The organism is Amycolatopsis albidoflavus (assembly GCF_039525725.1).
Lineage (GTDB): Bacteria > Actinomycetota > Actinomycetes > Mycobacteriales > Pseudonocardiaceae > Amycolatopsis > Amycolatopsis albidoflava.
In genome coordinates this window covers 16,364-35,348 of record NZ_BAAAHV010000029.1, presented here as the reverse complement: position 1 = coordinate 35,348, position 18,985 = coordinate 16,364, and the positions used below count along the sequence as shown (strand labels likewise).

Here is an 18,985-nt window from a genome sequence, read left to right as displayed (position 1 = left end):
TAAGCACTACCACACACCACAACCCAACCCCCACCAGCACAAACCACGATGAAACAACCCCAATGTGGCATTGGGTGCGTCAGATGCACCGAACGCCACATTGGGTGCGTGGGACGCACCCAATGCCACATTGGGGCGCGCCTGGCGGGTGCTGGTTGGGTCGTGAGGGGAACCTTCAGGGACTCAGAGTCCCTCAGGGTTCCCCTCACGGAAGTAATCGGGCCCACCTCGGTGCGGGGAAAGAGTGGCGTGGTGGGGGTGGGCAGCTAAGTTGTGCGGCATGGATGTGCACGTCGTCGATCACCCGCTGGCCAAGGCTCGTCTCTCGACCATGCGGGACGCTCGGACGGACAGTGCTGCGTTCCGGGCCGCGTTGCATGAGTTGACTGTCATGCTCGTTTATGAAGCCACGCGGGATGCGCCGGTGCGTACTGAGCGGATTCATACTCCGGTGGCGCGGACCGACGCGTATCGGTTGGCCAGTCCGCCGTTGCTCGTGCCTGTTTTGCGGGCTGGGCTCGGGATGGCTGACCAGGCGCACAAGCTCATCCCGGACGCCCAGATGGGGTTCGTCGGGCTCGCTCGCGACGAGGAGACGCTCAAGCCGACTCCCTACCTCGAGTCGCTGCCCGAGTCGCTCGCGGATCGGCCCGTGTTGGTGCTTGATCCGATGCTCGCCACGGGCGGGTCGATGGAGTACACGATCCGGCTGTTGACCGATCGCGGGGCTACCGACGTCACCGCGATTTGTGCGCTCGCCGCGCCGGAGGGGCTCGCGCATCTCGAGCAGACTGGGCTGCCGGTTCGGGTGGTCACGTCGAGCATTGACGAGCGGCTCAACGACTCCGGGTTCATCGTGCCGGGGCTGGGCGACGCGGGGGATCGGCAGTACGGCGCTAGGTGAGCCAGCCGGAAGCGTTGGCGTGCAAGGCTTTTTCGTACCCGTCGGAAACGCTGAAGTTGTCGGGCAGGCGGCCGGACAGTTCCAGGGAGACCAGGCCGTGCACGAAACCCCACAGGCTGACTGTGATCAGTTCCGGCGCGACGTCCTGGAACTGGCCGGATGACACCGCGGCGCGGACGACCCCGGTCAGGGGGGCGAGGGTGGACTGGGCGACGTCGTCGGCTTCCGCGTTCGGTTCGAAGCCTGGCACGGAGCGGCTGAACATGATCGCGTACAGGTGCGGGTCGGCCAGGGCGCTTTCGCGGTAGGCGATGCCCAGGCGCACTAGGTCGGGTACTGCGTCGCCAGTCAGAGGCACTGTCGCCAGGCGGGCGCCGAAGCGGCGGAAGCCTTCTACGTACAGTGCGTTCACCAGGTCCGGCTTGCTGCCGAACAGCGAGTACACCGCTGTGGTCGACGTGCCGGAGTCGGCGGCCAGTTTTCGCAGGGACAGCGCCTTGGGGCCGTCCGCGGAGATCAGTTCGCCTGCCCGGTCCAGGAGCTTCAGCCGGAGGGTTTCGTCGTGGGTACGGGGGCGAGGCATGTACCCAGCGTAACGCAACAACGTTATAAAACGCGACCGTGACCGTCGTTTTAAGATTTGACCTGGAGTGCACTCCAGGTCGTACTGTCGAGCGCATGAGCTACTCGATAGCGGAAGCCGCACGACGTAGCGGCCTGTCGATCGACACCCTCCGGTACTACGAACGGATCAAGCTTCTCGAACCGCCCGCTCGCGATTCGGCGGGGCGGCGCGCCTACTCCGACGAGGACCTGAACTGGCTCGGCTTCCTCACGAAGCTGCGGCTCACCGGGATGCCGATCAAGAGCATGCGCGAGTACGCCTCGCTGCGCCGGCACGGGGTGGCCAGCGCGGGACGGCGCAAGGCGATCCTCGTGGAGCAGCGGCAGTCGGTCGCCGACCGCATCGCCGAGCTGCAGGGTTGTCTCGACATTTTGGACTACAAGATCGCCAACTACGAACACATCGAGCGCAAGGCCCTCGGGGTCGCGCCCGAAATGGAGGGAATTTCCGCGTGATCGGTACGAGGAAGCTCGGCGCACTGGAGGTCGGCGCACAGGGGCTCGGCTGCATGGGGATGAGCTCGGCCTACGGCGTGCGCGACAACGACGGCGAGTCCGTCGCCACGGTGCACCGGGCGCTGGAACTGGGGGTGACCCTGCTCGACACGGCCAACGTGTACGGGGCGGGGGAGAACGAGAAGCTCGTCGGCAAGGCCATCGCGGACCGTCGCGACCAGGTGGTTCTCGCGACGAAGTTCGGCATCGTGCACACCGACGCGGGCATGACCGCGCGCGGTGACGCCGCGTACGTGAAGCAGTGCTGCGACGAGTCGTTGCAGCGGCTCGGCATCGACCACATCGACCTCTACTACCAGCACCGCGTCGACCCGAACGTCCCGATCGAGGAGACCTGGGGCGCGCTCGCCGAGCTGGTCGAGGCTGGGAAGATCCGCTACGCCGGGATTTCCGAGGCCGGCGCGGAGACGATCCGCCGGGCGCACGCGGTGCATCCGGTGACCGCGCTGCAGAGCGAATGGTCGCTGTGGACGCGCGGGATCGAGGACGAAATCCTCGGTACTTGCCGCGAACTGGGTATCGGAATCGTGCCGTTCTCGCCGCTGGGCCGCGGGTTCCTGACCGGCGCGGTCACGTCGGTGCAGGAGCTGCCCGAGGGCGACATGCGTCGTGGCCTGCCGCGGTTCGCCGAGGACAACCTCGCGCGCAACATGGCGATCGTCGAGGCGCTGCGTGCGCTGGCCGCGGACAAGGGCGTCACGGCGGGGCAGCTGGCGCTCGCCTGGGTGCAGGCCAAGGGAGCCGACGTCGTGCCGATCCCGGGCACGAAGCGGCGGAAGTACCTGGAAGAGAACGTCGGCGCGGCCGAGCTGGAACTGTCCGAAGAGGACATCGCGGCGATCGAGAAGGCCGCTCCGGCCGAGGCGGTCGCGGGGGAGCGGTATCCGGAGGCGCTCGCGCGCGTCACCGGCAAGTAGCAGTCGCAGCCGGTGCCCCGCTTTCGCCGCGGGGCGCCGGCGTCCCGAAGACCGGGTACGTTCTGAGAGATTTCTGAGATCTTCCGACCACTCTGATCGCCGTCAGATCAAGGCGACGCGGGAGGTCGGTGTCATGGCGGACGTGCTGGACTACCTGGTGGTCGGAGCCGGGCCGGCGGGATTGCAGCTCGGGCGGCAGCTGGGCGGGGCCGGGCGCAGCTACCTGGTCCTGGAACGCGGGTCCGTGCCCGCCGCGTTCTTCACGCGATTTCCCCGGCACCGCACGCTCATCTCGGTCAACAAGAAATACACCGGCTGGACCGACCCCGAGCTGAACCTCCGGGTCGACTGGAACTCGCTCCTCGACGACGGGCCGGACCCGCTGGTCTTCACCGACTATAGCGCCGAGATGTTCCCGCCGGCGGAAGCGTTCCTCAGCTACACCGCCGATTACGCGGCGAAACACGACCTCAAAATTCGCTACGACACCGAGGTTACGCGAATTTCGCGGGCGGATGACGTCTTCACGGTCACCGCCGCGGGCGGGGAGAAATTCAGCGCGCGGCGGCTGATCATGGCTACCGGGGTGACCAAGCCGTACATCCCGGACGTGCCGGGTATGGAGCTGGTCGACCAGTACGCCGATTACGACACCGATCCGGAGCAATTCATCAACCAGCGCGTTCTGGTGCTGGGCAAGGGAAACTCCGCGTTCGAGACGGCCGACAGCATTAACGCCTTCGCTGCGGTGCTGCACGTCGCCGGTCCGCGGCCGGTGAAACTCGCGTGGCGCACGCACTTCGTCGGACACCTCCGTGCGTTCAACGCCGGTGTGCTCGACATGTACCAACTCAAGCTGCAGCACGCGATTCTCGACGGTGACGTCCGCGAGATCACCAAGGACGACGACGGCTACCACGTCAAGTTCGCTTTCGCGCGCGCCGATGAGCTGGTCAAGGAAATTCGCTACGACCGCGTCATCGCCGCGACCGGGTTCCGGTTCGACGCTTCGATGTTCGACGAGGACTGCCGTCCGGAGATGACGATCAACGACCGGTTCCCGGCACAGACGTCGTCCTGGGAATCGGTGAACGTGCCGGGGCTGTACTTCGCCGGGACGATCACCCAGGCCCGCGATTTCAAGAAGGCCACCAGCGCGTTCATCCACGGCTATCGCTACGGCGTGCGCGCGCTTTCCAAGGTGCTCGACGAGCGTTATCACGACACTGAATGGCCGAGCACGGCGGTGGGCGGCAAAACCAGTGAACTGGTCGACGCTGTCATCAGCCGGATCAACCGTACTTCCGCGCTGTATCAGCAGTTTGGCTTCCTCGCCGACGTCCTCGTGGTCGACGGCGATCAGGCCCGCTATTACGAGGAAGTCCCGGTCGATCGGTTCAAGGACACCGCACTGGGCGAGAGCGCCAACGCGTTCGTGATCACCCTCGACTACGGGCCGGACCACGACAAGATCGATCCGTTCGACTTCACCGTCACGCGGGCGAGCCAGGATGTCGCGAACGATTCCGGCGAAGGCCATTACCTGCATCCGATCGTCCGGCATTACCAGGGCGGCGAATTGGTCGCGACCCATCACGTCACCGAGAACCTCGAAAACGAGTGGAACCGGCCGGTGCACGTGGACGCGTTGACGGCCTTCTTCACGAAGCAGCTCTGACATGCGCACGATCGCGGAGCTGGAAGCCATCGCGCGCGAACGGATGGAACCAGCACACTACGACTATTACGCCGGCGGTGCGGGCGACGAAGCCACCTTGCGCGCCAACGAAGAAGAATTCCGCCGCCGGGTGCTGGTCCCGCGGGCACTGCGCGGAGTCGGCAAACGAGACCTGACGGTGGAAATCGCCGGTTCGCCGATGTCGATGCCGATTCTGGTGTGCCCAACGGCTTTCCACCGTCTGGCGCATTCGGACGGAGAACTCGCGACCGCGCAAGCCACCGCGGAAGCGGGCACTGTCTTCGTGTGCAGCATGGCCTCGACGACGGCCGTCGAGGACGTCGCCAAAGTCGCTGACGTCCTCTGGTTCCAGCTGTATCCGCAATCAGACCGTGAATTCACCGAGTCGGTCATCAGCCGGGCGGAGAACGCGGGGGCGCGGGCATTGGTGGTGACGGTGGATTCCGCGGTGCGCGGACGGCGGGAACGCGAGTACCGCCACGCGTTCCACGATCTCCCTCCGGGGCTGGCCGCGGAGAACATGCGCGACGCCACCGGCCGGGTGCGGGACATCGAGATGCCCGCCGACCTGACCTGGGAGGACCTGGACTGGCTGCGCGGAGCCACGAAAATGCCGGTGCTGCTCAAGGGAGTGCTGCATCCGGAGGACGCCCGGCGCGCGGTGGCGGCCGGAATCGACGGGCTCGTGGTGTCCAACCACGGCGGGCGGCAACTCGACGGCGCGATTTCGAGTCTGGCCGCGCTCCCCGAAATCGTGTCCGTTGTGGACGGTCAAGTGCCACTGATCCTCGACGGCGGCGTGCGAAGCGGCGCGGACGTCGTCAAGGCGCTCGCGCTCGGCGCGGACGCGGTCGGCGTCGGCAGGCCGGTGCTGTGGGGGCTCGCCGCGGCGGGGCAGGAAGGGGTCGCCGAAGTGCTGGAACGGTTGCGCGAGGAAACGGACACCGCACTCGGGCTTTGCGGGGCGCGGACGCCCGGCGAGCTGACCGCGGACCTGGTCCGATGAAACGTCTCGTGCTCGCGGGGGCGGCGGGGCTCGTCGCGACAAGCCCGAAATGGCTGCCGGGCCGGGTCGTCGCAATGCGGAACCGGATCTTCACCCTGGTCAACGGGGACGAGGGCTACCAGGTGCCGGTCGAGGACTTCCGCCGGGTGTATGCCGATCCGGCGGCCGACGGACGCAGCGAGGGCGCCGCGCTGTCCGACCTGTTCTGGTACTGGCTCGCGCCCGGACCGCAGGTGCACCAAGAACATCTGGAGCCGGGCCCGCGCTACGACGAGGTCGCCAAAACCACCCGGAACATCCTGGTCAAGTCCAAGGCCGAATCGCAGGCGCTGACCGAACGGGTCGCCGCGCGCGTGCTCGACCGGATCGAAACCGGGCCGGGGCGGCTGCTCCGGCTGCGCGACGAGATGATGCCGGTCTGGGCCGAGCTGTACTACGAGCTGGTGTTCGGCGAACCGTGCCCGCCGGAGGCCCGGGACCTGATCGTCGGGCACGCCGACGACGTCGTGTCCGCGCTGAAGTGCGTCCGCCCGCGCAACATGCGCCGCCGCGCCCGGCTCACCGCGTACCTGCGCCGCAGGCTCGACGACGTGCCGCATCCGCTGCCGTCGCGGCTCACCCGCGAGGAGCAGGTGTTCTACCTGCAGGGCACGTTCTTCAACACCGCGGTCGTGCAGATGTCCGAGGCGATGGCGCACCTGCTGATGGTGCTCGCCGAACATCCGCAGGTGCAGCGCAGGCTCGCGGAAAACCCGGACGACGACGAGTATTTCGACCGCGTGCTGGACGAATGCCTGCGCACCTACCCGCTGTTCGGCATCGCACACCGCATCACCACCGGCGACATCGAACTGGCCGACCGGACCATCGACGCCGGAACCGTGCTGTTGTTCAGCTACCCGGAGTTCCACCACGCCGGAGTGGACCGGGCAGAGGAATTCGACCCGGAGCGTTGGGCCGGGTGCCCCGCGCACCAGCAGCGAAATTTCTTGCCGTTCGGCGTCGCGCAAAACCGGCCGTGCCCGGCGCGCGGCCTCGCCCCGGTGACGATGCGCGTGGTCACCAGGGAATTCCTGCGCCGGTTCGCCCTCACTACGAGCGCCGCGCACACCCGCTCGATTCCCAATCGCGGACCGGTTTTCGCGATCCCGCGCGGGTCGCGGCGAAATCCGCGCACCGCATTGGCCTATCTGGCGGTACGCGACCGCTGGGAAGACGTGTGGCGCAGCCTCGCGCAACTGGTGTTCGGCACCTACATGGTGCTTGACGCGCGCCGGCTTCGTTTGTGCACCAAACACTTCCAGGGAGGGAACCGATGAGTGCCGTAGAAGCCGCACCCGCGTTTTTCCTGGCGGCAGTGGTGATCCTGGTGGCCTGCCGGGCGGTGAACGCGCTCGCCGTGCGGCTCGGGCAGCCGCCGGTGGTGGGGGAGATGGTCACCGGCGTGCTGCTCGGCCCGTCGCTGCTCGGGCTCCTGCTGCCGGGCGTGCAGGAATGGCTGTTCCCGGACTCGGTGCGCACGCTGCTCTACCTCGGCGGCCAGATCGGGCTGGTCATCTACATGTTCGGCGCGGGCTACGAATTTCGCTTGAGTGCGCTCAAGGAAGGGAGGAAAACCGTCGCGGCGGTGTCCGCCGCGGGCACAGTCGTGCCGCTCGCGCTCGGCGTGGGGGTGAGCGTGCTCGGCGCGAACTGGGCCGGAATCCTGAAACCCGGGGTGTCGCCGGTGGTCTCGGCGGCGTTCGTCGCGGTGGCGCTCGCGATCACGGCGTTCCCCATGATGGCCCGGATCATCACCGAACGCGGCTTGGGCAGCACCCGGTTCGGGTCGCTCGCGCTGGCCTGCGGTGCCCTTGACGACGTCCTCGCCTGGATCCTGCTGGCCGTCGTCCTCGGCATGCACGCCGACACGGCCGGTCCGATCGCGACGGCCATCGGCGGCGGAGTGCTGTTCGTGCTGCTGATCTGGCTGGTGGTCCGGCGGATCGTGGCGCGAGTGATGGACAACCCGCAGGTCTCGGTGGATCAGCGGATGCTCGTCACTGCCATGTTCCTGTTCGGTGCCGCGTGGTTCACCGACGTCATCGGCCTGTACGCGGTATTCGGCGCGTTCATGCTCGGGCTGGTGTTCCCGCGCGGCGAAGCGGCCGACGCGGTGCTCGCGCGGATCATGCCGGTCGGCCGGGTCGTGTTCCTGCCGCTGTTCTTCACCTATTCCGGCCTCAACACGCGATTCGCGCTGCTCGCCGACCCGAAGCTGCTGATGTTCGCGCTGGTCTGCATCGCGGTCGCGGTGGTCGGCAAACTCGGCGCCTCGTGGGGCGCGGCGCGGCTGACCGGCGAGCCGCAACCGGTCGCGCTGCGGATCGGCGTGCTGGTGAACGCGCGCGGACTGATGCAATTGGTGGCCTTGAACGTTGGGCTGTCCGCCGGAATCGTTTCCCCCGCGCTGTTCACCGTCCTGGTGCTCGTCGCGCTCGTCACCACGATCATGACCTCGCCGGTGCTCGGCTGGCTGGACAAACGCGACGCCCGCCGGTACGCGGACGGAGAAATGCCCGAATTTCTCCTGACCGGACGCAGCTGAACGATTGCCTACGAAAGTCGAGGGTCGGATGGCCGGATCACTGCGAGTATGGACCTGTGCACGATGAGGCAGAGACCCCGGCGGCTTCCCGGGTGCTCCTGGTCGAGGACGATCGCGATCTCGCCGGGATGCTCGTCGAATTGCTCGCCGGAGAAGGTTACGAGACCGAAGTGGCCCACGACGGACAGCGCGGCCTGCACCTCGGGCTCACCGGAAGGCACGCGGTGGTGATTCTCGACCGGCGGCTGCCGGTGGTCGACGGCCTTTCGGTGCTGGCCCAGTTGCGCCGCCGGGCGGTGCCCGCGCGGGTGCTGGTGCTGTCCGCGCTGGGCGAGCTGGCCGACCGGGTGCACGGCCTCGACACCGGGGCCGACGACTATCTGGTGAAACCGTTCGAGACCGACGAACTGCTCGCCCGGGTGCGCGCGTTGTGCCGCCGCGACGAGGAGCACGCCGAATCCCTCCCGCTCGGCGCGGCGGCGCTGGACTTGCAGCGGCACGAGGTCGTGCTGCCGCGCGGCGAGCGGGTGACGCTGTCCGGACGCGAGTTCGAACTGTTGCGCACGCTTGCCCAGCGGCCGAAAGCAATTCACCCGCGGGCGTCGCTGCGCGCGGGAGTGTTCACCGAATCCGCCGCTGAGTCCATTGTGGACACCTATGTGTACTACCTGCGGCGGAAGCTGGGACGGAACGTGGTGAAGACGGTGCACGGTCTCGGCTACCAGATCGGGGCGGTGTGACCACCGTCGTCGCTCCGGAGGCGCGGGCGCTGCGGCGCGCGCGGCGGACCATCGCGGGCCAGATCGCGGTGGTGATCACGATGGTCGTGCTCGCCGCCGGCGTGATCGCGTACTGGGTGCTGCTGCGCGGACAGTCCGCGGAGACCGAACGGCAGCTGGAATTCGCTTTGGGACACGGGCTTTCCGCGACCCCGCCCGGCTGCACCTACCTGGTGACGCCCCAGGGCCACGCGCCTGCCGGGCGGCTCCCGTTCACGCTCCCGCCGGTGCCGCAAGTGCCGCACGACGGCGACGTGGTGACGGAAGAACGCGTGCTCGACGGCGCGACGTACACCATCCGCACGGTGAACCGCGGCGGCGAAGTATGGCAGGCGTATTTCAACGAGCATTACCTGATCTCCGACCGCGAACACCTGTTGTTAGGGCTCGGGGTGGCCGAGCTGGTGGTGCTGATCGCGTCGGTGATCAGCGGGTACCTGCTGGCCGCGCGGGCGATTCGGCCCCTGGGCGAGGCGTTGCGCCGGCAGCGGACGTTCGTCGCCGACGCGTCCCACGAGCTGCGTGCGCCGTTGACCCGGTTGCACACCCGCACACAGCTGCTCGCCCGTCGCGGCGGCGCGGGACCGGACGAGCTGCAAGCACTGGTCTCGGGCACCCGGGAACTGGGCGCGGTGGTCGACGATCTGCTGTTGTCCGCGCAGGCCTGTGCCGAGCGGCCGCAGCTGGAGCCGGTGCAGCTGGCGGTGCTGGCGGAACAGGCCGTCGCGGCGGAATCGGTCCGCGCGAACGACCGGCAGGTGGACCTTCGGCTGAGTCGTTCGCCGGGGCTGGAGGACGTGGTGCCGGGTGTGCCGACCGCGTTGCGGCGGGTGCTGTCCGCCTTGCTGGACAACGCGATCGGGCACACTCCGCCGGGCGGCTCGATCGAGGTGATTCTCGCCAATCCGGATGCCCGGCACGTCGAACTGCGCGTGTGCGACACCGGAACCGGCTTCCCTCAGCATGAAGCTGAACGGCTTTTCGAACGGTTCGCCCACGGCGCGCACGGCGAGGGACGACGGTTCGGGTTGGGCCTGGCATTGGTGCAGGAAGTCGTGACCGGACACGGCGGGACCATTGCGGCGTTCGGAAAGCCTGGTGTCGGCGCGACTTTCACGTTGCGCTTCCTACGGGCTTGAGCTTTCGCGCCTGGAACTTCTTGTACAGGAAGAAATAGAGCTTGATGTACTGGCCGACCAGGACGGCGTTGATGATCGTGCCCTCCCGGATGAAATGCGGTCCGCCGAGGAAGATCAGACCGATGCCCGCCGAGATCGCCAGCAGTGTGCAGTCGAAGACGGTCTTGATGTTTCCCCATTTGCGGCCGGTCTTTTTCTGCAGGGTGTTGACGAACAGGTCGATCGGCATCAACACGAGATTGGCGCGGATCATCAGGAAAAGCCCGAACGCCAGCATCGCGTCGGCTAGGAACAGCAACGCGAGATTGGCCGCGTAGGGCGCCAGCGAGATCCACTTTGTTGCCAGCAGGTTGAAGTCGAGCAGTGCGGCCAGGATCAGCGCCGGAACCAGCGAGAACAGGTTTTGGAGCTTGAACGCCCTTGGCAGCACCAGAAAAGTCAGCCCGAGCATGAGCACTTCGAGCATGAGATTGAACGTGCCCTGGCTGAGCGGCGGGAGCACGAGCGTCATCGTGCGGGTCAGGCTGCTTTGCGGGGAGATGCCGATCCCGGCCCGGATGGCCAGTCCGAGGCCGAGCGTCAGCAGATAGATCCCCGCGATGTAGGTGATCCACCGCCGCACCACGTTGCCGGTGTCGATTACTCCCGCGTCTTTGTCGTAAGGCACGACCGCGACCTCCTCGTTGAGGGTTACTTCATGAATCCGAAACGGTCGAGCGAGATGAACAGGGTCAGGAGTTTGTTGACGACGGGCTCGCCCTCGTTGCGGTTGCCCAGTTTCTCGAGCGCGGCGTCGACGGAGCGGGTCGCGTCGACGAGTTCGGCGAGGTTCATGTCGGCCATCACGCCGTAGAACTCCAGCGGCAGGCAGGCTTTCGTCTCGCCGTCCTCGGTCACGAGACAGCCGCCGACCAGTGCGTCCAACTGCTTGAGGTTGGCGCACATTTCCGCGCTGTCGCTGCCGACGCTCACGAAGTATGCCGACGGAGCGGGCCAGAACGTTGACACCGCACCACGGTCGATCGAAACGCCCTTGAACAGCCCGGTGACGATGTGCCGCTTTCCTTCGGCATAACGCTGCACGATTGAAATCCGGTTGAGCTGCTCGCCTTCGTGCTCGGGCACGACCACGCCGTCGCGGAACGGTACCCAGATTTCTTGGGCGAACTTGAGATGTCCGCGTCCGTAAACGTCGAAAAGCAGCACCTTCGCCTGGTCGCCTTCGGGCGAAATTTCCAGCGGGGTCAGGTCGAGTTGCCCGGCGGTCAGCTCGGCGAGACCGGGCTTCGGTTCTTTGGCCAGGCTTGAGTAATCGATGCCGACGCGGTTGAGCAACTTGCGGTCGCGTGCGACGAGTTCGCCGCCCTTGAACACATACCGCGGGTTGATCTTCGCGAGGCTGTCGGTGAGGACGATGTCGGCGAAGCGACCCGGGCTGAGCGAACCGAGATCGCGGTCCTTGCGGAAGGAACGGGCGGCGTACAGCGTGCCCATCTTGATCGCTTTGATCGGCGGCATTCCCATTTCGATCGCCAGCGAGATCACCCAGTCGATATGGCCCTGTCGCAGGACGCGGTCCACCGAGATGTTGTCCGCGCAGAGCTGGAAGTTCTCCGCGGGCCAGCGCCGTTTCACGATGGCGCGCAACATGGTCCGGATGACCTCGGGGCTTCCGACGCCGAACTTGATCTGCGTGTTCAGGCCGTAGCGGACGCTCTTTTCGATGTCGTCCTCGTTCCAGACGTCGTGATTGTTGTCGACGCCGATCGCGGGCATGTAGTTCAGCAGCATGTCCGACAACGCCGTGACGCCCCAGTGGCAGTTCACGAATCCGGAATTCGCGCGGCCCAGTGCGGACTTGCGGAAGTCGTCGGCGTCCCCGGTCATGTAGGACAGATGCGCCAGTTCGCCCAGCCCGATCACCGGATCCATCTTCAACATGGCCTCGGTGACGTCGGTCGAGGTCTTCTTCCCCGGCGCGAACGCGTACAGCCGATACGGCAGCTTTTCGTGGTCGGCAAACAACGTCTGGACGGCTTCCACCGCCTCGTCGCCGGCCGCGCTGGCGAAGTCCAGGGTTTCCCCGAAGACCGTGGTCGTTCCACTGGGGACGATCGCCTCGCCGAACGCCGCCGGATGCGCGAGCTGCGATTCGAAATGCAGATGCGCGTCGATCAATCCGGGAATCGCGTAAAGCCCTTCGCCATCGAAGGCCTCGCGCACCCGCACGACCGACTCGTCGGGGTTCAGCGCGACGATCCGCTGCCGGTAAACGAGAAGCGAGCCGGGATAGACACTTTCCGTGTGCACGTCGACGATGTTGAGATTACGCAGCAGCAGGTCCGCTTCCTGCTCGCCGGAGAGAATGCCGAAGATCGTCCGCACGTGATCTTCTTGCGCGGCAACGTCTTCGGCCGGGATCGGGGGATACGTCGTCGGATCCTGCACAGTGTCCTCGCTTCGCTGTCGTTGGTGCACTGATAGAACCCGGCGCATACCGTTGCTGACAAGCACTCATTTTCGTACGACGTGTACTCTTTTTTCGTACGCTAAGGAGGGCTAGGGAGGTTCACCCGTGCTCCACTCGCGGTTGCTGCAGTACATCGACGAAGTGGCGCGCCTCGGGTCCATCCGCGCGGCCGGGGCGAGGCTGCACGTCGCGCCGTCGGCGATCAACCGGCAGATCCTGCTGCTGGAAGCGGAACTCGGCCAGCCGCTGTTCGACCGTCTGCCGCGCGGAATGCGTCCGACACCGGCCGGGGAAGCGCTGCTCGCGCACGTCCGGCGCACCCTGCAGCAGTACCGCGAGACAGTCGCGGACATCCGGGACCTGCACGCGCTCGGCAGCGGCGAGGTCGTGATCGCCACGATGACCGGCCTGGCCAGCAGCGTCGTCGCCACCGCCGCGGCGGCGTTCCGGGGCCGGCATCCGCGAGTCCGCATCTCGATCCGCACGATGACGACGCAGGACATCCTGCACGCGGTCGAGGCCAGTGAGGCCGATCTCGGGCTTGGCTTCAACGTCCCGCCCTCGGCGCACCTCGAGGTCTGCTGGCAGATGAACACCCGGCTCGGCGTGGTCGTCGCCCCGCACCATCCGCTCGCCGGCGCGGACCCGATCCCGCTCGCGCAGTGCCCGCCCTACCCGCTGATCTTCGCCGATCGTTCGATGGTCATCCACGGCATCGTCGCGGAAGCCTTCGCCAAAGCCGGTCTCGACATCGAACCGGCCTTCCACACCAACTCGATCGAGACAATGAAACGGCTCGCCGCCTCCGGTGATGCCATCGCGTTCCTCAGCGAATTCGACATCGCCGAGGAGATCCGAGACGGCCGCCTCGTCTTCCGCCCCGTCCGCGATGCGTTCAGCAACAACGTGGTTTCGTTGGTGCGGCGGGAAAAACACGGGCACGGTCTGGCGAGTTTGTTGCTGGCCGAGGACATCGTGGGCGCGCTGACCCACGCGCAGACTCCGCGGCCGTAGGGCTCAGTCGGTGAGAGTGTCGGTCGGCAGCAACGCCCGTAGCCGCCGGGTCGTCGCCTCGTATTCGACGTAAGCGCGCGAGTTTTCCGGCCCACCGGCGGCCATCAGTTCGTCGTGCGCGAGCGCTTGCTCGGCGATCACCGACGCGAGCAACACCAGGAACCGGGCCGAACGTTCGGAGCGGACTGCCATCTCGGCGGAACCGGGAAGACCGCGTTCGGCGAACCCCTCGAACACAGCAGTGTTCTCGCGCTGCTTCTCCGCCAGCAACCGGCAGGTCGCCGATTGCTGGCGGAGCTGGTCGGCATAAGCCACCTGCGGCGAAGCGGCATCCCCGGGCTGGCTCACGCCCGACATGATGCCCGTTCTCCGCCGCGGGCAGCCACCGGCTCGGTTCTAGAGCACGACCACGGTGAACACAGCGGAGACGGCCGTGGCGAACAGGGTGGATTCGGGGTGGTAGACCCGCAGTGTCAGCGTCGCGGAGACGTTCAGCCGGATGCCGAGGTCGAAGTCGTTGTCCGGTGCGCACGAGGCGGAGGCGAGGTTCACCCAGGCCCCGGCCTGAGTTTGCTCCTGCAGGTACAGGAGTCCGCCGTCGTCGGCGCGACCCGCCGGGCCGGTCGCGAAGTGCCCGTGGATCCGGAGCTGCTCGCCCTTGTGCACCTTGGCCTTCACCGGTCCGGCCTTGATGTGGACGGGCGTCTTCTTCCCGGCCTGGTGCGCGGCCGGAGCGTTGGCCTGCGGGACAGCCGCCTCGGCAGGTGCCGCCAGGCAGAGGCCGCCGAGAGCGAGGGACAAGGCGAGACCGGCCCATCGGGCGTGTCGCCGCATCGAGGTAGTCATGAACCCAGCGCAGTGCACCGCCGCTCGCGCCGCTGCTCAATTCCCTCGACGGTCGGGGGACAGCCACCGGCAAGGGGGACGGCGTGACCGTCGGCGAGAAAGTTTCGTGACAGTGTTTTAAAACAGTGTTATGGTCGCTTCCGCACCCCAAGGAGGCGACCATGCACGGCCCAGTCCAGTTGTTCACCGTCATCGCGCTCGTATCGCTGCCGACCGTCATGTACGGCGGCTACGCGCTCAGCGGCGTCCTGCGCCGCGGCGATCTCACCGAGAAGCAGCGTGGCTTCTTCCGTGCCGGACATGCCCACGCCGGCGTGCTGCTAGTCCTCACGCTCGCCGCGTTGCAGCTGGTCGAGCACGGCGGGCTCGGCGACACCGCGCGCTGGATCGTCTGTTTCCTGCTGCTGTTCGGCGTGCTCGCGCAGTCCGGCGGGTTCTTCCTCGCGATGCTGCGCACCCGCGTCGGCATGAGCGTCACCACTGGCGGCGCGGTGCTGCTCGGCGCGGCCATGCTGCTCACCGCCTACGGCGTCGCGTTCCCCTGACGAAATCGCTGGCGTCGGGTCGTTAAGCTGGATGACGTGCCTGAATACCTGTCAACTGCGCCTGTCAAGGGGACCCGCGACTTTCTCCCCGCCGAAATGTCCGTCCGCATGCAGGTGTTCGGCCATCTCTACGACGTGCTGGAGCGCTACGGCTACCTCCGCTACGACGGCCCGGTCCTGGAACAGGCGGAGGTCTACGAGCGGAAGTCCGGCCAGGAGATCGCCGACCAGCAGCTGTACACGCTCACCACGCGCGGCGGCGAGCGGCTCGCGCTGCGCCCGGAGATGACGCCGTCGGTGGCCAGGATGATCGCCGGCCACGCGAAATCGCTGTCGTTCCCGGTGCGCTGGTACAGCCACCCGAACTGCCACCGCTACGAGCGCCCGCAGCGCGGCCGCGTCCGCGAGCACTGGCAGATCAACGCCGACATCTTCGGTTCGGAAAGCGCGAACTGCGAGATCGAGATGTTCGAGCTGATCCACGACCTGATGGGCGCGGTCGGCGCGAGCCCGGACATGTTCGCGGTGCGCGTCAACGACCGGAACCTGCTGTCGTCGGCGCTGACCGACGTCGTCGGCATCTCGCCGGACCACCTGCCGCAGGTGTTCGCGCTCGTCGACCGGTGGGAGAAGACCTCGGCCGAGGAGCACGCGGCCAGCGCGGCCGAGATCGGGCTGTCGGACAAGCAGTACGAGAAGCTCGCCGAGACGCTCAGCGCCGGCCCGGCGCTGCTCGACGAACTGCCCGCGGAGGTCAAGGCCGAGTCGAACCTGGTCAAGGTGCTGTCCAGCAGCGCGGCGAGCCTGGTCCGGTACGAGCCGCTGATCGTGCGCGGGCTGGCGTACTACACGTCGACGGTGTTCGAGGTCTTCGACACCTCGCCGCAGAACCGCCGCGCGCTGTTCGGCGGCGGCCGGTACAGCAACCTCGCCTCGATGTTCACGAAGGAGCAGATCTCCGGCATCGGGTTCGGCATGGGCGACGTGACGCTGATGGACTTCCTCGACACGCACGGCCTCACGCCGCAGCCGCGCAGCGAGGTCGACGTCACGGTCATCCCGGTCACCGAGGACCTGGCAGACCCGGCCCGCGACGTCGCGACGGCGCTGCGGAAGGCGGGGCTGCGCACGTCGACCCCGCTGGAACTGCGCAAACTGGGCAAGGAGCTCACGCGTGCGGACAAGGCGGGCGCGGTCGCGGTCGTCATCGTGGGCGAGGAGGACTGGGCGGCGGGCCGGGTGACGGTCCGGAGCCTGGCCACCCGCGAGCAGCAGCAGGTCGCGCTGGCCGACGTGCCGGCGGCGGTGCAGGCGATGGTCTCGCCTGCCTGATTTTCCCCGAGGCGGGCGTCGGTCTCCGGACCGGCGCCCGCCTTGTTTTATCCGCCGACGGGTGGATCCGGTGCGGTTTCTTCACTCGTGGCAGTCGGGAGCCGATGAATCGGTCACCCGGCTGGACGCTCCACAATGGACACTCAAGATCAGCTCGGCCCCGGCGCGCGCGGCGGGGCGATGGTCCACTGACTGGGACGGCGGCCGGGCCAGATCCAGGTTTCTCCGGCTTCGCGGGCCTGGTCGGCGCCCTCGGAGTTGATTCGAGCACGCTTGGTTGTCATTGCAGGGTCGTCATGATCGGTTCTTTGTAGTACCCTTGCGTAGTCGAGGTCGATCGCCTTCGTTGCGAACCCTTGACTTGGCCTGTTGCCGGAGGTCGACCCCCAGGGCTTCCGGTGACAGGCCTCTTTACTTTCCCCGCAGAGGCTTTCGGCCCCGCTCAGCGGAGCGGGCGCTGCTCACATGAGCGTCGCGGCAAGGGTTCCGCCGAGTTCGGTCACCGCTTCCAGCGCGGCTTTGTCCGGTTCGCCCGTCACGAGCACGGGCTCGGCCACCCGGGTCCAGCCGAGCCCGGTCGTGATCGCGTCGAGTTGCCGCACAGTCCCGGACGTGTCGTTGTTGCCGTGCACGTACGCCCCGAACGGGCGGCCTTTCGTCGAGTCCAGGCACGGGTAGTACACGGTGTCGAAGAAATGTTTCAACGCTCCGCTCATGCTGCCGAGGTTTGCCGGCGTACCGAGGAGGTAGCCGTCCGCGGCCAGCACGTCGGCCGCCGTCGCGCCGAGCGCGGGACGGCGGACGACGTCGACGCCTTCGATGTCCGGATGGTTCGCGCCGGCGAGCGCGGCCTCGAACATCGCCTGCATCGACGGCGACGGCGTGTGGTGCACGATCAGCAACGTGGGCATGGTTCTCCCGTCAGCGCAGCAGTGCGGTGATCTCCTCGCGGACCGCGTCGAGAACTTCCGCCGCGCCGCGCCGCGCGTCGGCGAGTTCGCCGGTCACCGGAGCCACCACTTGCAGGTACGCCTTCAGTTTCGGTTCCGTGCCCGACGGCCGCACTACGACACGCACGCCGTCGCCGCTCAGCCGGAGCACGTCGGCGTCCGGCAGGAGGTCTTCGAGCGTCACCGGCACCCCGCCGAGCGTGGCCGGCGGGTTCGCCCGCAACGAGGCCATGAGGCGGCCGCGCACGGAAAGATCGGTGACCCGCAACGAGACTTGATCGGTGAGGTGCACGCCGTGCCGGGTCGCGACGTCGTCGAGGACGTCCAGCAGGGTGCGGCCTTCGGCCTTGAGCGTGGCGGCCAGGTCCGCGCCCGCGACCGCGGCGGAGATGCCGTCCTTGTCGCGAACAAAACTCGGGTTCACGCATAGTCCGAGGGCTTCCTCGTACGCGAACACCAAACCCTCGCCGGCTCGGACCAGCCATTTGAACCCGGTGAGCGTCTCCGCGTAGCGCGCGCCCTTTTCCTTCGCCACTTCGCCGAGCAGCGACGAGGACACGATCGTGGTGGCCACCAACGGGTCTTGAGCGTCCGTTGTGGACAGAACATGCGACCCGAGCAGGACGCCGGTCTCGTCGCCGCGCAGCATCCGCCAGCCGTCGGGGCCGCGGACGCCGAGCGCGCACCGGTCGGCGTCCGGGTCGAGCGCCACCGCGAGGTCGGCGTCCACTTCGGACGCCAGCGCCAGCAGGAGGTCGGTCGCGCCGGGCTCCTCGGGGTTCGGGAACGAGACGGTGGGGAAGTCGGCGTCCGGTTCGGACTGCGCGGAAACCAGGTGTACGTCAGTGAATCCGGCCCGCGAAAGCGCGGCCCGCAGGGTTTCCGCGCCGACGCCGTGCAACGCCGTCGCGGCGATCCGCAGCTCGCGCGTCGTGCCGCGCGGCAGCGCGCCGACCGCGGAAAGGTACGCCTCGCGCGGGTCGACGACCTCGGCACCGGGCTGGCGCGGAATGCTCCGAGTGGCCGGGGCCGACTGGATCGCGCGCTCGATTTCGCCGTCGGACGGCGGCACGATCTGTCCGCCGGTGGCGTCGTAAAGCTTGTACCCGTTGTCCGCGGGCGGGTTGTGCGACGCGGTGATCTGGATTCCGGCGACCGCGCCGTAGTGCAGCACCGAGAACGCCAGCACCGGCGTCGGCAACGGCTGCGGCAGCACCTTCACCGCGAACCCGGCGGCGGTCAGCACTTCGGCCGCCGCGGTGGCGAACGCTTCCGAACCGTGCCGCGCGTCCCGGCCGACCACGACCACGCCGCCCGCGTGCCCCTGCGCGGCGAGCCACGCGGCGACTCCCGCGGTGGTCCGCGTGACGACCGCGACGTTCATCCCGTTCGGACCCGCGCGCACCGGCCCGCGCAAACCCGCGGTGCCGAACTCCAGCGGCCCGGCCATCCGGTCGGCGATCTCCTCGGCCGCGCCGGGCTCCTTGCCCATCGCGCGGGCGAGGACGGCGGTCAGCTCCTCGCGCGAGCCCGGATCCGGGTCGTCGGTGATCCAGCGGTAGACGGAATCGCGCAGGCGGGAATCGAGGCTGTCGGACACCCGGGCCAGCTTACGCGGATCGGGAAATCGGGTGGTGGCTGGCGATACGCTCGCGTG

At 67.6% G+C, this 18,985-nt stretch carries 19 protein-coding genes; 12 read left to right on the top strand and 7 right to left on the bottom strand.

Annotation, left to right across the window (positions count from 1 at the left end; genetic code table 11):
* Positions 1–280 precede the first annotated feature (280 nt).
* Positions 281–904 (top strand): uracil phosphoribosyltransferase, encoded by a 624-nt coding sequence (upp, locus tag ABD156_RS44145; RefSeq protein WP_116205731.1) that lies wholly within the window; start codon positions 281–283, stop codon positions 902–904.
* Here upp and ABD156_RS44140 read toward each other — a convergent pair.
* Positions 897–1,487 (bottom strand): TetR/AcrR family transcriptional regulator, encoded by a 591-nt coding sequence (locus ABD156_RS44140; RefSeq protein ID WP_344287546.1) that lies wholly within the window; start codon positions 1,485–1,487, stop codon positions 897–899. The two genes, upp and ABD156_RS44140, sit on opposite strands and share 8 nt — an antisense overlap.
* 95 nt (positions 1,488–1,582) lie before the next feature.
* On the opposite strand from ABD156_RS44140, the gene ABD156_RS44135 reads away from it, so the two are divergent.
* The 8 genes from ABD156_RS44135 (at position 1,583) to ABD156_RS44100 (ending at position 10,171) form a co-directional block, all read left to right on the top strand.
* Positions 1,583–1,984, top strand: coding sequence for a MerR family transcriptional regulator (locus tag ABD156_RS44135; protein ID WP_344287544.1), 402 nt, complete (start codon positions 1,583–1,585; stop codon positions 1,982–1,984).
* On the top strand, positions 1,981–2,961 hold the full coding sequence (locus tag ABD156_RS44130; protein ID WP_344287542.1) for an aldo/keto reductase: 981 nt from the start codon (positions 1,981–1,983) through the stop codon (positions 2,959–2,961). Before ABD156_RS44135 ends, ABD156_RS44130 begins: the two co-directional genes overlap by 4 nt.
* 133 nt (positions 2,962–3,094) lie before the next feature.
* A complete protein-coding gene (locus ABD156_RS44125) occupies positions 3,095–4,639 on the top strand; it encodes an NAD(P)-binding domain-containing protein (RefSeq protein WP_344287540.1) in 1,545 nt (514 codons plus the stop codon).
* Between the two features lies 1 nt (position 4,640).
* Positions 4,641–5,666 (top strand): alpha-hydroxy acid oxidase, encoded by a 1,026-nt coding sequence (locus tag ABD156_RS44120; protein ID WP_344287538.1) that lies wholly within the window; start codon positions 4,641–4,643, stop codon positions 5,664–5,666.
* Complete coding sequence (locus ABD156_RS44115) at positions 5,663–6,985, top strand: cytochrome P450 (RefSeq protein WP_344287536.1); 1,323 nt, start codon at positions 5,663–5,665, stop codon at positions 6,983–6,985. Before ABD156_RS44120 ends, ABD156_RS44115 begins: the two co-directional genes overlap by 4 nt.
* A complete protein-coding gene (locus ABD156_RS44110; protein WP_344287534.1) occupies positions 6,982–8,253 on the top strand; it encodes a cation:proton antiporter in 1,272 nt (423 codons plus the stop codon). Before ABD156_RS44115 ends, ABD156_RS44110 begins: the two co-directional genes overlap by 4 nt.
* A 92-nt stretch (positions 8,254–8,345) precedes the next feature.
* Positions 8,346–8,993, top strand: coding sequence for a response regulator transcription factor (locus ABD156_RS44105; protein ID WP_344287552.1), 648 nt, complete (start codon positions 8,346–8,348; stop codon positions 8,991–8,993).
* Positions 8,990–10,171: a sensor histidine kinase gene (locus ABD156_RS44100; RefSeq protein WP_344287532.1), complete on the top strand. Its 1,182-nt coding sequence runs from the start codon at positions 8,990–8,992 to the stop codon at positions 10,169–10,171. Before ABD156_RS44105 ends, ABD156_RS44100 begins: the two co-directional genes overlap by 4 nt.
* Here ABD156_RS44100 and ABD156_RS44095 read toward each other — a convergent pair.
* Together ABD156_RS44095 and ABD156_RS44090 are read right to left on the bottom strand one after the other, a co-directional pair.
* Positions 10,146–10,838 (bottom strand): YczE/YyaS/YitT family protein, encoded by a 693-nt coding sequence (locus ABD156_RS44095; RefSeq protein WP_344287530.1) that lies wholly within the window; start codon positions 10,836–10,838, stop codon positions 10,146–10,148. The two genes, ABD156_RS44100 and ABD156_RS44095, sit on opposite strands and share 26 nt — an antisense overlap.
* A 23-nt stretch (positions 10,839–10,861) precedes the next feature.
* Positions 10,862–12,556, bottom strand: coding sequence for an adenine deaminase C-terminal domain-containing protein (locus ABD156_RS44090; RefSeq protein WP_344287528.1), 1,695 nt, complete (start codon positions 12,554–12,556; stop codon positions 10,862–10,864).
* 190 nt (positions 12,557–12,746) lie between these two features.
* Here ABD156_RS44090 and ABD156_RS44085 point away from each other — a divergent pair, with 190 nt between their 5' ends.
* Entirely contained in the window at positions 12,747–13,655 is a 909-nt protein-coding gene (locus ABD156_RS44085; RefSeq protein ID WP_344287526.1) for a LysR family transcriptional regulator, read from the top strand.
* A gap of 3 nt (positions 13,656–13,658) precedes the next feature.
* Here the strand turns inward: ABD156_RS44085 and ABD156_RS44080 are convergent, their stop codons facing one another.
* Positions 13,659–14,012 carry a hypothetical protein gene (locus ABD156_RS44080; protein WP_344287524.1) on the bottom strand — a complete coding sequence of 118 codons (354 nt, stop codon included), beginning with the start codon at positions 14,010–14,012 and terminating at the stop codon, positions 13,659–13,661.
* 39 nt (positions 14,013–14,051) lie between these two features.
* Positions 14,052–14,501: a hypothetical protein gene (locus ABD156_RS44075; protein WP_344287522.1), complete on the bottom strand. Its 450-nt coding sequence runs from the start codon at positions 14,499–14,501 to the stop codon at positions 14,052–14,054.
* A gap of 161 nt (positions 14,502–14,662) precedes the next feature.
* On the opposite strand from ABD156_RS44075, the gene ABD156_RS44070 reads away from it, so the two are divergent.
* Entirely contained in the window at positions 14,663–15,046 is a 384-nt protein-coding gene (locus ABD156_RS44070) for a hypothetical protein (RefSeq protein ID WP_037816084.1), read from the top strand.
* A 36-nt stretch (positions 15,047–15,082) separates the two neighbouring features.
* Positions 15,083–16,378 carry a histidine--tRNA ligase gene (gene hisS, locus ABD156_RS44065; RefSeq protein WP_344287520.1) on the top strand — a complete coding sequence of 432 codons (1,296 nt, stop codon included), beginning with the start codon at positions 15,083–15,085 and terminating at the stop codon, positions 16,376–16,378.
* A gap of 461 nt (positions 16,379–16,839) precedes the next feature.
* On the opposite strand, the gene ABD156_RS44060 is transcribed toward hisS, so the two are convergent.
* Positions 16,840–17,289 (bottom strand): flavodoxin family protein, encoded by a 450-nt coding sequence (locus tag ABD156_RS44060; protein WP_344287518.1) that lies wholly within the window; start codon positions 17,287–17,289, stop codon positions 16,840–16,842.
* Positions 17,290–17,299: 10 nt separating this feature from the next.
* Positions 17,300–18,928 (bottom strand): phospho-sugar mutase, encoded by a 1,629-nt coding sequence (locus tag ABD156_RS44055; protein ID WP_344287516.1) that lies wholly within the window; start codon positions 18,926–18,928, stop codon positions 17,300–17,302.
* Positions 18,929–18,985: the final 57 nt, after the last annotated feature.